The organism is Streptomyces fildesensis, assembly GCF_016107395.1.
GTDB lineage: Bacteria > Actinomycetota > Actinomycetes > Streptomycetales > Streptomycetaceae > Actinacidiphila > Actinacidiphila fildesensis.
The window spans coordinates 13,145-26,315 of record NZ_JAAIKO010000026.1 but is presented as its reverse complement, the minus strand read 5'-3'; the positions used below and the strand labels follow the sequence as shown (position 1 = coordinate 26,315).

12 protein-coding genes and 2 pseudogenes are annotated in these 13,171 nt (G+C 70.5%); 6 read left to right on the top strand and 8 right to left on the bottom strand.

Annotated elements, in window-relative coordinates; genetic code table 11:
* From C6N31_RS27520 to C6N31_RS27510, 3 genes are all read right to left on the bottom strand, one after another.
* Positions 1 to 642: an MBL fold metallo-hydrolase gene (locus tag C6N31_RS27520; RefSeq protein ID WP_138351839.1), complete on the bottom strand. Its 642-nt coding sequence runs from the start codon at positions 640 to 642 to the stop codon at positions 1 to 3.
* Complete coding sequence (locus C6N31_RS27515; protein ID WP_138351840.1) at positions 642 to 1,727, bottom strand: S-(hydroxymethyl)mycothiol dehydrogenase; 1,086 nt, start codon at positions 1,725 to 1,727, stop codon at positions 642 to 644. Before C6N31_RS27515 ends, C6N31_RS27520 begins: the two co-directional genes overlap by 1 nt.
* 102 nt (positions 1,728 to 1,829) lie before the next feature.
* Positions 1,830 to 2,678, bottom strand: coding sequence for a helix-turn-helix transcriptional regulator (locus C6N31_RS27510; RefSeq protein WP_138351841.1), 849 nt, complete (start codon positions 2,676 to 2,678; stop codon positions 1,830 to 1,832).
* A gap of 149 nt (positions 2,679 to 2,827) precedes the next feature.
* Between C6N31_RS27510 and C6N31_RS27505 the strand changes: the two genes are divergently transcribed.
* Positions 2,828 to 3,607: an NAD(P)H-dependent oxidoreductase gene (locus C6N31_RS27505; RefSeq protein ID WP_138351842.1), complete on the top strand. Its 780-nt coding sequence runs from the start codon at positions 2,828 to 2,830 to the stop codon at positions 3,605 to 3,607.
* Between the two features lie 418 nt (positions 3,608 to 4,025).
* Here C6N31_RS27505 and thpR read toward each other — a convergent pair whose 3' ends face one another.
* Positions 4,026 to 4,697 carry an RNA 2',3'-cyclic phosphodiesterase gene (gene thpR / locus C6N31_RS27500; RefSeq protein ID WP_198358492.1) on the bottom strand — a complete coding sequence of 224 codons (672 nt, stop codon included), beginning with the start codon at positions 4,695 to 4,697 and terminating at the stop codon, positions 4,026 to 4,028.
* Between the two features lie 201 nt (positions 4,698 to 4,898).
* On the opposite strand from thpR, the gene C6N31_RS27495 reads away from it, so the two are divergent.
* On the top strand, positions 4,899 to 5,333 hold the full coding sequence (locus C6N31_RS27495; protein WP_198358491.1) for a VOC family protein: 435 nt from the start codon (positions 4,899 to 4,901) through the stop codon (positions 5,331 to 5,333).
* Between the two features lie 54 nt (positions 5,334 to 5,387).
* Here C6N31_RS27495 and C6N31_RS27490 read toward each other — a convergent pair whose 3' ends face one another.
* Positions 5,388 to 6,008, bottom strand: a complete 621-nt coding sequence (locus C6N31_RS27490) for a TetR/AcrR family transcriptional regulator (RefSeq protein ID WP_198358490.1) — start codon at positions 6,006 to 6,008, stop codon at positions 5,388 to 5,390.
* Between the two features lie 71 nt (positions 6,009 to 6,079).
* Here C6N31_RS27490 and C6N31_RS27485 point away from each other — a divergent pair, with 71 nt between their 5' ends.
* On the top strand, positions 6,080 to 7,684 hold the full coding sequence (locus C6N31_RS27485; protein ID WP_138351845.1) for an FAD-binding oxidoreductase: 1,605 nt from the start codon (positions 6,080 to 6,082) through the stop codon (positions 7,682 to 7,684).
* Positions 7,685 to 7,723: 39 nt separating this feature from the next.
* On the opposite strand, the gene C6N31_RS27480 is transcribed toward C6N31_RS27485, so the two are convergent.
* The 3 genes from C6N31_RS27480 to C6N31_RS27470 form a co-directional block, all read right to left on the bottom strand.
* Positions 7,724 to 9,460 (bottom strand): FAD-dependent monooxygenase, encoded by a 1,737-nt coding sequence (locus tag C6N31_RS27480; RefSeq protein ID WP_198358489.1) that lies wholly within the window; start codon positions 9,458 to 9,460, stop codon positions 7,724 to 7,726.
* 194 nt (positions 9,461 to 9,654) lie between these two features.
* Positions 9,655 to 10,203, bottom strand: a complete 549-nt coding sequence (locus tag C6N31_RS27475) for a DUF1062 domain-containing protein (RefSeq protein ID WP_138351847.1) — start codon at positions 10,201 to 10,203, stop codon at positions 9,655 to 9,657.
* Between the two features lie 217 nt (positions 10,204 to 10,420).
* Complete coding sequence (locus tag C6N31_RS27470) at positions 10,421 to 11,638, bottom strand: erythromycin esterase family protein (protein ID WP_138351848.1); 1,218 nt, start codon at positions 11,636 to 11,638, stop codon at positions 10,421 to 10,423.
* A 58-nt stretch (positions 11,639 to 11,696) separates the two neighbouring features.
* Between C6N31_RS27470 and C6N31_RS27465 the strand changes: the two genes are divergently transcribed.
* From C6N31_RS27465 to C6N31_RS44240, 3 genes and pseudogenes are all read left to right on the top strand, one after another.
* A complete protein-coding gene (locus tag C6N31_RS27465; protein WP_138351849.1) occupies positions 11,697 to 12,479 on the top strand; it encodes a TioE family transcriptional regulator in 783 nt (260 codons plus the stop codon).
* A gap of 262 nt (positions 12,480 to 12,741) precedes the next feature.
* Positions 12,742 to 12,969, top strand: a pseudogene (locus C6N31_RS27460) (PLP-dependent transferase); the annotation flags it as partial.
* Positions 12,954 to 13,169 (top strand): annotated as a pseudogene (locus tag C6N31_RS44240) (homoserine O-acetyltransferase); the annotation flags it as partial. The pseudogenes C6N31_RS27460 and C6N31_RS44240, both read left to right, overlap by 16 nt.
* Positions 13,170 to 13,171 lie beyond the last annotated feature (2 nt).

Below are 13,171 nucleotides of genomic sequence, written 5' to 3'. Positions count from 1 at the left end.
TCAGTGGCCTCGCTTGATCCACTCGTCGAGCTGCGGCGCCTCGGCTCCGACGGTCGTCCCGTCGCCGTGTCCGGTACGGACGACCGTGCCGGGCGGCAGCGTGAGCAACCGCTCCCGGATGGAGTCGATGATCGTCGGAAAGTCCGAGAAGGAGCGGCCCGTGGCCCCCGGACCGCCGGCGAACAGCGTGTCGCCGGTGAAGACGGTGCCCAGCTCGGGCGCGTACAGACACACCGCACCTGGCGCGTGGCCCGGGGTGTGCAGAACAGCCAGCTCGATCCCGGCCACCGACAGCTCCTGGCCGTCGGCGAGTTCGCCGTCGGGAGACCGCTCCGGGTGGGTCTGCTTCCACAGGAAGAGGTCATCCGGGTGGAGCAGGATCGGCGCACCGGTCAGTGCCGCCAGCGCGGGAGCCGCGTCGATGTGGTCGTTGTGGGCGTGTGTGCACACGATCGCGCGCAGCGTACGGTCCCCGACAGCGGACGCGATGGCGGCGGCGTCGTGCGCGGCGTCGATGACGATCGCCTCGCTGTCGTCGCCGATGATCCAGACGTTGTTGTCGACGTCCCAGGTACCGCCGTCGAGACTGAACGTCCCACTCGTGACGACATGGTCGATGCGGACGGCGGAAGCGGCGGCCATCAGAAGACCACCACCGAACGCAGCACGTCACCGTTGCGCATCCGGTCGAAGGCCTTCTCGACTTCGTCCAGGGCGATCGTCTCGGTGACGAAGGCGCCCAGGTCGAGGCGGCCCTGCAGATGGAGGTCGACCAGCATCGGGAAGTCCCGGGACGGCAGGCAGTCGCCGTACCAGGACGACTTGAGCGAGCCACCGCGCCCGAAGACGTCCAGCAGCGGCAACTCCAGCTTCATCTCGGGCGTGGGCACGCCCACCAGCACGACGGTCCCGGCCAGGTCGCGGGCGTAGAACGCCTGCCGGTAGGTCTCCGGCCTGCCGACCGCCTCGATGACGACGTCGGCGCCATTGCCGCCGGTCAGCCCGCGGATGGCCTCGACGGGGTCGGTGGCCTGGGAGTTCACGGTGTGGGTGGCGCCCATCCGCTGCGCGGTCTCGAGCTTGCGGTCGTCGATGTCGACCGCGATGATCGTCGCCGCCCCGGCCAGCCGGGCCCCCACGATGGCGGCGTTGCCGACGCCGCCACAGCCGATCACGGCGACGGAGTCGCCACGGCCGACGTTGCCGGTGTTGATCGCCGCGCCGATGCCGGCCATGACACCGCAGCCCAGCAGACCGGCGACCGCCGGGGAGACGGCGGGGTCGACCTTGGTGCACTGTCCGGCGTGGACGAGGGTCTTCTCGGCGAAGGCGCCGATGCCCAGCGCCGGGGACAGCTCGGTGCCGTCGAGCAGGGTCATCTTCTGCTCGGCATTGTGGGTGTCGAAGCAGTACCAGGGGCGGCCACGCCGACAGGCGCGGCACTGACCGCACACCGCACGCCAGTTGAGGATCACGAAGTCGCCGGGAGCCACATCGGTCACGCCCTCGCCGACGGACTCGACCACGCCCGCCGCCTCATGGCCGAGGAGGAAGGGGAAGTCGTCGTTGATGCCTCCCTCGCGGTAGTGCAGGTCGGTGTGACAGACCCCGCAGGCCTGGATCCTCACAAGGGCTTCGCCCGGCCCGGGGTCCGGCACGATGATCGTTTCCAGACTGACCGGGGAACCCTTCCCCCGGGCGACGACAGCACGAACCTGCTGGGCCATGACTACTCCTCGGCTGGTTTCTTATTGCGGTACGCAGCGCACGTATCGCAACGAAAGCATCCGCGAAGCGGATACGGCGGTCAAGGACCGGGCGTCGTCGAGCTACTCGCGGACCGGAGCGTTCACCGCGCGCTGCGCGTCACCGCTGTCCGCGCCCAGCCCCGCGAGCAGGCGCAGCCCGTCCTCGGCGGGACTGCCGGGAGCCGCGGACAGCACCAGCAGCTCCATGCCTGTCTCGTCGGGTAGTGCGAAATTCTCCTGGTGCAGTTCCAGCAGTCCGACCAGCGGGTGCCGGTACGCCTTGCGTCCGTGCGTGCGGGCGCGCACGTCCGCGCGGGCCCAGAGACGGCGGAAGCGTTCGCTGCCCATCGCCAGTTCGCCGATGAGTGAGGCCAGGCGGGGGTCCTCGGGGTACTTGCCGGCGGCCAGGCGCAGGTGCCCGACCACGTCGAGGGTGCACTTCTCCCAGTCCGCGTAAAGGCCGCGCTCGGCCTCCTCGAGGAAGATGTGCCGGGCGGTGTTCAGGCCCGGCATCGGCCGGCCGAAGAGGAGCCCGGCGAGGCGGTTCCCGGCGAGCACGTCCAGCCGATGGTCCATGATCAGCGCAGGTGCGTCGGCGACCAGGTCGAGAACGCGCAGCAGCTCCGGCCGGACCCGCCCGCCCGGCGCCTTCGCGCGGCGGCGGCGCTGCCGGGCGAGCCGGTAGAGGTGCCCGCGCTCGGTCTCGTCCAGGCCGAGGACACCGGCGAGCGCGTCGAGGACCTGCTCGGAGGGCTGGGTCGCGCGGCCCTGCTCCAGGCGTACGTAGTAGTCGACGCTGACTCCGGACAGGTGCGCGACCTCTTCGCGGCGCAACCCTTCGACGCGGCGCCGGCTGTCGGTGGGGATGCCGACGGCCGCCGGGTCGACCCGGGAACGCCGGGTCCGCAGGAAGCTCGCAAGATCGTCCATGCCCTCAGTATGGCCTCCGTGGTTCCCGCGACGTGCCCGTGAAGGTGGTCCTGCCGATACCAGGAAGTCCCGTCCGATGGAAGAGGCGCCCCTGAACAGCGGGCGCCGCGGCGCCCAGGATCGAAGGCATCCGATCCGAAGGAGTTCCCATGAAGACGCTGATCGTCCACGCCCACCCGGAGCCGAAGTCGCTCAACAGCTCACTGAAGGACCTCGCGGTGTCCACACTGGAGACCGCCGGGCACGAGGTACGGGTGAGCGACCTGTACGCGATGAACTGGAAGGCGGTCGTGGACGCCGCGGACTACGGCCCCGACGCCTCGAGTCCGCTGAAGGTCGCCCTGGACTCGGGCCGGGCCTTCGACGCCGGGACGCTCACCGCGGACGTACGCGCCGAGCAGGAGAAGCTGCTGTGGGCCGACACGATCATCTTCCAGTTCCCGCTGTGGTGGTACTCGATGCCCGCGATCCTCAAAGGCTGGGTGGACCGGGTGTTCACCTACCACTTCGCGTACGGCGTCGGCGAGCACAGCGACACCAAGTACGGCGAGCGCTTCGGCGAAGGCACCCTCGCGGGCAGGAAGGCGCTGCTGTCGGTGACCACCGGCGGCCCGGAGTCCCATTACGCCGCTCGTGGGATCAACGGCCCCATCGACGATCTGCTGTTCCCGATCCACCACGGCATCCTCTACTACCCGGGCATCGAGGTGCTGCCGCCGTTCGTGCGGTACGGCACCGACCGGATGACCGACGAGGAGTACACCGACGTAGCCAAGGCCTGGGAACAGCGCCTGCTCACCCTGGAGTCGACCGAACCGATCGCGTTCCGGCGGCAGAACTTCGGTGACTACGAGATCCCCTCGCTGCACCTGAAGGAGGGACTGGAGCCCGCGGGCCACCGGGGTTTCGGGCTGCACGTGCGCGGCTGACCGCCGGCGATGGCCAGGACGGGCCGGCGCGCGAACCCGAGGCACTGCCCGGCCGTGGTGGCAATCGGTGCACCGTGATGCCACGGCCCTGCCCCGGAACCCCCGTGTGTTCCGGGACGGGGCCGTGGCACGGATGAGTGCCGTGAAGGTGGTGCCGTCGAGTTGGTTGCCGGCCGCCCCTCAGGGGCGGGGCCGCCGGATCCGGTGTAACACGCGTCGCGGTCGTCTCCACGGCTGACGTGTCTTCGTCATCAGTCGTCGTGCGTTCGGGTCATGTGGTGAAGGAGACCCGGAGGAACTCGAGGATCTCCGCCCGAGCGGCCTCGGCCTGCGGTTCCACGCCCGGCATGCCGAGGAACGACGTCACCGCACTGATCGACATGGTTCTGCCGCAATTCGCCGACGGCCCCGACCCCGCTTAGCGCCGGGTCGGACCGGATGCGCCCTGTTGCCCGGGGCCGTTCGCGTTGCCGTTGCCGTTGCCGTTGCCGTTGCCGTTGCCGTTGCCGTTGCCGTTGCCGAGGGTCCACGCCTCGATGTCCCGGTAGTGGATCGGCCCGCGGCTACGGCCCACGTTGCTGCCGACCAGGTGCAGACGTTCGGCAGCCCATCGGCTGCCGGTGAATCCGACGAAGCCTGCGGCGATCTCTCCGACGGAGGATCGGTCGCCCCGGCGGGCCCGGGCCAACGTCAGATGGGGGCGCAGGGGCCGCTCCTCGAAGACGACACCGCAGTTCCTGACGGCGGTACGCACAGCGGCGGCGAGCAGGTGCAGTTCCTCGAGGTCTCCGTCGATTCCGCTCCACAGCACCCGGTCGTCGAAGTTTCCGCTGCCGCGCAGTGCCAGACACGGGGGCCGGTGGTCCGCCGCAAGGTCGGCGAGAGGCGGGCGCAGCAGCGGAACGGTCTCGGCCGGGAGCTCCCCGAGGAACGCCAGGGTGATGTGCCAGTCCTCAACACGGTTCCACCGCATGTCCGGGTGCGTGTCATAGGCGGGGCGCAACTCCCGGGACAGCTCTTCTTTCGCGTGGTCGGGCGGGGCGAGCGCGATGAACACACGTACGGTCGCGGGCTGAGCCTGTTCGTTCACACTGGACTTCGTACCACCCGGGCAGGCGATGCCCCGGCGCGGGTGCCGCGGAAGAGGCAACATGTCCAGGCCGTTTCTTTCGGATCGTCCTGCCCAGCGGATGAAGAGCCCGATGCGAATTCCGAAGTCCACCGATGAGTTCTGCAGGCGCGGCGGGTCTACCCCGTTGTACGTCATCGAACCTCGGACTGGAGACACACCATGACCACTCCCGCACACGCCGGTCGCATGCTGTTCGTGAACATGCCCGTGGCGGACGCCGAGCGCAGCAAGGCGTTCTTCACGCGGCTCGGGTTCAGCTTCAACCCGATGTTCAGCGACGAGACCGCGGCCTGCATGCTGGTCGGCGAGCAAGCCTCCGTCATGCTGCTCAGCCACGAGAAGTTCGCGCAGTTCTCGAAGCTGCCGATGGCCGATCCCACCACGCACGCGCTGGCGCTCTACTGCTTCAGCGTGGCAACCCGCGATGAGGTCGACACGGTCGCTGAGGCTGCGTTTGCCGCGGGCGGCACCGAGGCGGATGGCCCGGAGGACCACGGCTTCATGTACTCACGCAGCTTCTTCGACCTTGACGGCCACGGCTGGCAGATCATGTGGATGGATCCGTCGAGCACCTCGGACAGCTCGACTTCCTAGACGGAGTCGTCGCGGTCGACTCCACACACGGTCGTCGACCTCCAGGACAGCACTTCAGTCGAAGGCTCTGCCGGTGGCGGCGAAGAGGCGGGCGCAGCGGTCCGCCATGGCGTCCGGGGATTGGTCCGGATGGTTGATCCACCAGCGGACCAGGGCGCTGACCAGGCCCCGCCAGGCGTATTTGAGCGCGTCCGCATCGAGTGGGTCGGGGGACCCGGTCGCGCGCAACAGGTCGGCGGTGCCGGTTGCGGCGAGCTGGTCGATGGCGGTCCGGTAGCGCGCGGCGGTGCGGGCGGGCTCGCTGTCGGCGGGCAGCGAGGCGTCGTAGAGCACGAACCACCCCTCACGTCGGCCGTCCAGTGCGGAGAAGATGGCGCGCAGCACCAGCAGTGGTGTGCGCGCTGCGGTGGCGTCGCCCTCCGCCATCGCGGCGCGCATGGCGTCCAGCAATTGGTCGCCGACCGGGTTCAGGCAGGCGAGGAAGAGGTCCTGCTTGGCGCCGAAGTACTGGTGCAGCAACGTCTTGGTGACGCCGACGCGTGCGGCGATGGCGGCCAGCGATGCGGAAGCGTAGCCGTGGCGTCCGAACTCTTCGGTGGCGGCGGCCAGGATCTGCTGCTCACGGCGAGGCCGTGGGACGCCCTTGGTGCCGGCCCTGCCTTGGGGGGTGGTCATGGGCTCGATATTACCCTAACCTAATTTACCGGCAGGTACATTACCCTCAGTCATCATGGAGTATCGGACCCATGCCCGACCCCACGACCGCTCCCCGCACCTCCCGCGTCCGCTCCTGGTGGGGATGGGGATGGGCCGACGCTCACCCCGACGACGCCGAGTGCACCGCCCTGGGCGCCCTGCTCCCCGGCACTCTCCCCCACCCGCTGCCGGCCCCGCGGACAGCCGACCTGAACATCGGACGCCCCGGCGCCGAGCCCCCGCAAAGCCTCGCCCACCTGGTCACCGCCGACCCCGGACCGCGCGCCGCCCACGCCATGGGCAAGGCCTATCGCGACGTCATCCGTGCCCTGCGCGGGCAGCCCGGCCGGATCCCCGACCTGGTCGCCCATCCGACCCGCGACCAGGACGTGGCCGACCTTCTGGAGTGGGCCGGCCAACACCACGTCGCCGTGGTCCCCTTCGGCGGCGGCTCCTCCGTCACCGGAGGTGTGGAGTACCGCGGAGACACCCACCACGCCGTCATGTCCCTCGACCTGACCGCCATGGACCGGGTCCTGGAGATCGACGCCGACAGCCGCTCCGCTCGCATCCAGGCCGGCACCTTCGGCCCCGCGCTGGAGGACCAACTGCGACCCCATGGCCTGACCCTGCGCCACTTCCCGCAGAGCTTCGAGTTCTCCACCCTCGGCGGCTGGCTCGCCACCCGGGCAGGCGGCCACTACGCCACCGGCCGCACCCACATCGACGACTTCACCCAGTCCCTGCGCGTGGTGACCCCCGCCGGTACCAGCACGTCCTGGCGACTGCCCGCCTCAGGCGCCGGGCCCTCTCCCGACCGCCTCTTCCTCGGTTCCGAAGGCGCCCTCGGCGTCATCACCGAGGCATGGGTGCGCCTGCAGGAACGCCCCCGCCACAGTGCTTCCGCTTCCCTCGCCTTCACCGACTTCCACGCCGCGCTGAACGGGGTACGCGCCATCGCCCAGTCCGATCTCGCCCCCGCCAACTGCCGCCTGCTCGACTCCGGCGAGGCAGCACTCGCCGGCGCCTCCCGGGACGGCTCCGCGGTACTCGTCCTCGGCTTCGAGTCCGCCACCGCACCCGTCCACGCTCGCCTTGCCCAGGCCCTCGACCTCGCCCGCGCGCACGGCGGACGGGGCGGTGAGTCCGCCGCCGAGGCAGGCGCCCCGGCCGACGCGGCCGTCGGTGCCTGGCGCTCCATCTTTCTGCGCATGCCCTACCTGCGCGACGGTCTGGCCAGGATGGGAGCCGTCGTCGAGACCTTCGAGACGGCTACCACCTGGAACCAGCTGCCCGCCCTCATCGACGCCATCCGCACCGAGGTCGGGACCGCCGCACGCGACATCACCGGCCACCCCGCAACCATCAACTGCCGCCTCACACACGTCTACCCCGACGGCGCCGCCCCCTACTTCACGGTCCTCGCCGCCGGCCGCCCCGGCGACGAAGTCGCCATCTGGGACCACCTCAAGACCGTCGCAAGTGACGTCCTCCACCGCCACCGCGCCACCATCACCCATCACCACGCCGTCGGCCGCGACCACCGCCCTGGTTACGACCGCCAGCGCCCGGAACCCTTCGCACTCGCTCTGCGCGCCGCCAAGCACGCCCTCGACCCCCACGGCATCCTCAACCCCGGCGTACTCGTCGACTGAGCCGGAGTGCGGAACCGGTGATGCGGTCGGTCATGGTGTTCAGGCCGGTGCGGACAGGGCCGCACCGTAGCTGGACAGAGCCGCCTTGGCGTCGGCGAGTGCGAAGCGGGCGCCAAGGTGCCCGTCCGGGCGGACGAGGAAGCCGGTCGGGCCCTCAGGTCGGTACAACCGGGCGAACTCCCCGGCGGTGTCACGGTATCCGGGGACGGCCAGGGCTCCGGGATCGGTCGGTGCGGCTTCCCGGGCGAGGACGGCGATGGTCTGCAGGCCGGCCCCGGCGTCCGGGCCGTCGGGGGTGTCAGGGCTGCTGCCGGTCATCCGCAGCACCCCGGCAGCATCGGCGGCTTCGGCCAGGTCGGCCGCCTCGGCCGCGTACAGGACCAGCACGTGGCCCGTGCGGTCGCGCAGGATGTCGAGCAGGCGCAGCGGATAGGTGGCGATGGGGGTGGTCAGGCCGGAGCAGTCCGGGGCCCGGTCGCCGGGCTGGGGTGCGTCGGTCGGCCCGTACGGGCTGTCGGCGAGTGGGCCGTCCCGGTAGCCGACGAGCAGTTGGGCCTCGCGGAGCATGATGGTCTTCGGGTCGTCCGGGTCGGCCTCGATGCCGCGGGTGGCGTGCCGGACCGTCCGGCCGACGACCTCCTCGCCGACCGGGCGACGTTCGGCGTCGTAGCTGGTGAGCAGGGCCGGCCCGGCCTCCCCGCTGATGACGAGCGCGAGCTTCCAGGCCAGATTGCAGGCGTCCTGGATGCCGGTGTTCATGCCCTGGGCGCCGGTCGGTGGGTGGATGTGGGCGGCGTCGCCCGCGATGAAGACCCGGCCGTCGGCGTAGCGGTCCACGATCCGGTGGCTGATGCGGAAGACGGAGGACCATCGCATGGTGGAGAGGGTGGCCGGCCTGGGGGCCAAGCGGTCGACGACAGCCTGGACATGGGACAGCTCCGGGACCCGGCCGCCCTCCAGGCCGTGCGCTACGCCGGCTGTCCGCCCGGGCGCCGGGTCTGTCGCCTGGGCGGAGAGTTCGGGCGGGACCAGCATCGACATGCGGTAGCGTCCGGCGCCGGGCAGCGGGATACAGACCAGCAGGTCATCGGTGGCGCCGTCGTCGGTGTGGTGGAGGGAGCGCACGCCGTATCCGGGCGGAAGGTCCCAGTCCGCCTCGACGTCGGCCAGCATGTACTCCTCGGCGAAGGCGCCTCCCTCGAAGCCGAGCCCCAGTCCTTTGCGAACGGTGCTGTGCGCGCCGTCGCAGCCGATCAGATAGCGCGTACGGACCTCCTCGGCACCGCCGGACGCGGTCATCAGGCGGGCGGTGACTCCGCCCGCGTCCTGGGTGAACGAAAGCAACTCGGTGGAGCGCTCGATTGCCGTGCCCAGGCCCCTGACGTATTCCTCCAGCAGGCGCTCGGTCTCGTACTGCGGGAGCGCGGCGAATCCGTAGGGCACCTCGGGCGGCAGCGCGAGCTCGATCCGCGCCTGCTCCCGGCCGTTGACGTAGATCAGCTGGCCGTGCATCGGAACGGCGGCTTCCAGGACGGCGCGGACCAGGCCCATCCGGTCCCAGATCTCCAGGGTGCGCGTCTGGATGCCGACAGCCTTGGCATACGGGAGGCGGGCCGGCAGCCGGTCGATGAGACGGCAGCGCACCCCTTGGCGGCGGAGCTCGGCAGCCGCGCTCAGTCCCACGGGGCCGGCGCCCGCGATCAGTACGTCGATGGACCGGGTGTGCGACACGGGCGCCTCCTCGGCTTGTCCCCCCGTATCGCCCCTCTGCTCCATGGTCCCCCTCCGGGGCACGGGCGGCGAGCCGAGGCCCAGTTCATCCCCTGACTCCTGATCTGCCGGCCGACTGAGCGCCTCATGCCCACCCCCACCACCCACCACGGGCAGCGGCGGCGGGCTGCGCCATAGGAGACCGGCGTCAGGGCCTGTCCGGCGCATCGTGCCGGACAGGCCCTGGTCCCGGGAAGGGCTCAGCGCTTCAGCGTGAAGGTGAAGTCGCCGGAGAGCTTGCCGCTCAGCCGGACCGCCGAAACGAGACTCCCTTCCATGATCAGTCTCTCGACCTCGGCCCGCGAAAGCCCGCAACCTTCAGCGATCAGCCGCACCGGCCGGACCGGAATCCGCGCCGCGAAACGGACCGAGATGTCGATCACCTCTTGGTCCAGGTGATCCGATCCGCCGGTGTCGAGGCGCCAGGCATTGTCCCAGCCGAGGGCGATGCGATTACGGCGCCGCACGACCGGATCCTGGAGCAGCTCAGCTGCCAGGCCAGGGTCGTTGTCATGCAGCCGGTCCAGCAGCTCAGGTCGGACGGAGCGCACATTCACCCGCTCCAGGACCGTGAGCTTCGCCGTTTCCCCGCAAGCGGTACAGAGCACGAGGAGCCAGGCGTCGATGAGCTTGTGGTGTGCGTTGACGCGAAATTTACCGCTTGCCCGGAAGCACCCGGACGCGCACGCGTGGCAACGGCGGAGAACGAGCGGAAGGCAGGTGGGCGTGACCACCCAGTTCTTGAGCACAGAGGTACACCAGTCCTGGTGAGAAGTCCGCAGCAAAAAGGAGCGCGGCGCACATGCGCGACGCGCGACGATTCAGCACTTGGGAGGTCTCACACGGTGTACAACGGCACGTCCTTGCCCAGACGACTCGGTCCGGCAGCACGGTAGTGGCGCACAACGGCGCCGCTCCACTGGTTTTCGCGTGCCGGCCCCCGGGCGCCAGGGCGGTCTCCGCCATTCAGCTCTGCTGGACGTCCTTGACGAACACGAGACCGTCGCTGTCGGCCAGGTGGGCCGGGTCGAGCGGGGCGTAGCCGAACCAGGGGGACACGCGGGTCTCGGGCCGTGTGGTGCCGAGGGCGGTGGCCAGCCGCGGGGCGTCGATGACGCAGCGGTCTTCCGGGAGCGCGTACAGGAGTCCTTCGACGGTGTCCGGCGGCGGTGTGTCCACTCCCTGGTGCCGGATCGTGCCAAGGGCTGCGGCCACGAAGGCGTACTCCTTGCCGAGTTGGGCGCTCACCAGCGCACCGGCGCTCCACCACTCCACCGGCCCCTGCCACATCTGCATCGTGCTCTTCTCCCGCTGGAGATGGGAGTTGTGGGCGTGGACGAGTACCGGGCCCCGTTCGGCGAGGGCGAGGAGGTTGTGGGCCATCATCAAGTCCCGCAGCGCGCACAGCCGGGTCATGCGGGCCGGTGAAGTGTCGGCCATCGAGTGGTGGTAGCGCAGCAGGCCGGTCGCGGTGCGCCCGTACAGGCGAGCCCGGTCCCAGTCGTCCCGCGAGTTCGCCGTGATCAGGTGCGGCGTCCGCGCGTCGAGCAGCGCCACCAGATCGTCGGTGAGCAGCCGCAGTTGACCGGCCTCGGCCGACTGCCCCGTGGATCGGGACGGGTCCATCATCGCGGCGGGATCGGTCCACCGGTCGTCGGCACCCAGCAGGCGGTCGAGGGTGTCCGCGGTACAGGGGAGCAGGTCCGCTTCCACCCGGGCCGCGAGGTAGCCGTGGAGTGCGGTGAGGGCCTGCCGGGGGCTCGCGGCATGGGTGATCTCCAGCGGGCCGTCGAACCCGGCGAAGCGGAGCCGCTCAAACGCGGGCCGGCCGTCGGTCTCGGCGCGGACGTTGTAGGAGCGCATCCAGCGCACGAGCTCGCGGTTGGCCGCGAAGGTGCCCCAGCCGTGGCTGACTCCCTGCTCCATGACCTCGTCGAGAGTGCCCGTGCCCGAGGTGACGTAGTCGTCCACGACCAGTCCCATCATGCAGTCGCTCTCGATCGTGATCGTCCGGTAGCCCTCCTGCTCGACCAGCTGCTGGAAGAGCTCGTTGCGCAGGTCGAGCAGAGCATCCTGGCCGTGGGTGGGCTCGCCCAGGGCGAGCAGCCGAGGCCGGTCCTGGAGCAGCCTCATGACGGCGGCAGCCTCGACGGCATGGACGGTGTCCTTGATGTCAGTAGCCATGCCTTCAACGGTATCGTTGAACCTTCGGTTGAAACTTTCCCGCGATATCGTCAGCTTCATGCGGAGAAACCTTCAAAGTGGTGATCGGCTCAGGCCGGTCGATCTGGCGCGCGGGCACGGTCTGTCCACGCAGGCGGTCAGGAACTACGAGGAGGCCGGCATCCTGCCGGCCGCCGTTCGCACACCCCACGGCTACCGCACCTACACCCCGCTGCACGCCGGGGCCCTGCGCGCGTTCCTCGCCCTGGTGCCCGGCCACGGCCACCGGACGGCGGCGGCGATCCTGCGGGCCGTGAACCAGGGTGCGGTCGACGAGGCGTTGCGCCTCATCGACGAGAGCCACGCCCAACTGCTCGGCGACCGGCGGACGCTCCAGGCTGTGGAGAGCGCCCTCCGCGACCTGGAGCCCGGTTTGGGGTCCGAGCCCGGTGTCGGGTCCGAGCCCGGCGTGGAGTCCGAGCCGGCCGCGGTGTCCGGGCCCGGCGGCACCTTCATTGGGCCCACGTTCATCGGGCCGCTGGCGGACCAGCTCGGAATCCGGCCCGCGACGCTGCGCAAATGGGAGCGCGCCGAGCTGGTGCGCCCGCGCCGCGACCCACGGACCGGTTACCGCGTCTACGACGAGGCCGACGTTCGGGATGCCCGGCTGGCCCATCAGCTCAGGCGGGGCGGCTATCTGCTGGAGCAGATCGCCCCGCTGATCACCCAGGTGCGGGCGGCCGGCGGCCTGGAACCGCTGGAGGCCGCACTGTGCGACTGGCACGGTCGACTCTCCGCCCGCGGACGGTCGATGCTGACCGGGGCGGCAGAGCTGGAGGCGTACCTCCGCGAGCGCGGATGAGACCTCGATCGCGAGCCGGCTTCGGCTGCCCGCGGCGGCCGGGCCGGCCGGGACCCAACTCGGTCTGCACGACGTGCTGGTGCGGATCTCATCACTGTGGGTTTTTTGCGGCATGACCCTGCTTGTGACCCGTCGCCACGTGGACTACGGGCGTGTCACCAGCACCGGTTGTCGCGCCGTGCGCTGACGCCACGCTCCCGGCGTCCGGCCGCCCTCTCCGGCCGCTGATCATCCCCCTTGTCTCCGCGCCTTCGGCGCGCTCTCCGCCTTCCTGCTGCTGCAGGGCGTGGAGACACTCAGCCTGCGCATCGAACGGCACTCGGCCAACGCCCAGGCGCTCGCCGAATGGCTGGAGCAGCGCGACGAGGTCGCCGCCGTCCACTACCCGGGCCTGCCGTCCAACCAGTGGTACGAGGCCGGGCAGCGCTATCTGCCGCGTGGTGCCGGCGCGGTCCTGGCCTTCGAACTGCGTGACGGCGTCGAGGCGGGCAGCGCCGGGTCACCGCCAGGACGCTGGTCGCCGCAGTCGACTCCGACCGTCTCTACCCACCCGCCCAGCAGGCCGAGTTGGCAGCCGGTATTCCTTCGGCCGACCGGCTGCGAATGGTCCACTCCCCCTACGGTCACGACGGCTTTCTCATCGAAACCGAGCAGGTCGCCGCGCTCGTACGCGAACTCACCACCTCATGACG

Coding starts and splice junctions, on each gene's coding strand:
- C6N31_RS27520 (WP_138351839.1), bottom strand. CDS start 642: ATGGCCGCCGCTTCCGCCGTCCGCATCGACCATGTCGTCACGAGTGGG.
- C6N31_RS27515 (WP_138351840.1), bottom strand. CDS start 1,727: ATGGCCCAGCAGGTTCGTGCTGTCGTCGCCCGGGGGAAGGGTTCCCCG.
- C6N31_RS27510 (WP_138351841.1), bottom strand. CDS start 2,678: ATGGACGATCTTGCGAGCTTCCTGCGGACCCGGCGTTCCCGGGTCGAC.
- C6N31_RS27505 (WP_138351842.1), top strand. CDS start 2,828: ATGAAGACGCTGATCGTCCACGCCCACCCGGAGCCGAAGTCGCTCAAC.
- C6N31_RS27495 (WP_198358491.1), top strand. CDS start 4,899: ATGACCACTCCCGCACACGCCGGTCGCATGCTGTTCGTGAACATGCCC.
- C6N31_RS27490 (WP_198358490.1), bottom strand. CDS start 6,008: ATGACCACCCCCCAAGGCAGGGCCGGCACCAAGGGCGTCCCACGGCCT.
- C6N31_RS27485 (WP_138351845.1), top strand. CDS start 6,080: ATGCCCGACCCCACGACCGCTCCCCGCACCTCCCGCGTCCGCTCCTGG.
- C6N31_RS27480 (WP_198358489.1), bottom strand. CDS start 9,460: ATGGAGCAGAGGGGCGATACGGGGGGACAAGCCGAGGAGGCGCCCGTG.
- C6N31_RS27470 (WP_138351848.1), bottom strand. CDS start 11,638: ATGGCTACTGACATCAAGGACACCGTCCATGCCGTCGAGGCTGCCGCC.
- C6N31_RS27465 (WP_138351849.1), top strand. CDS start 11,697: ATGCGGAGAAACCTTCAAAGTGGTGATCGGCTCAGGCCGGTCGATCTG.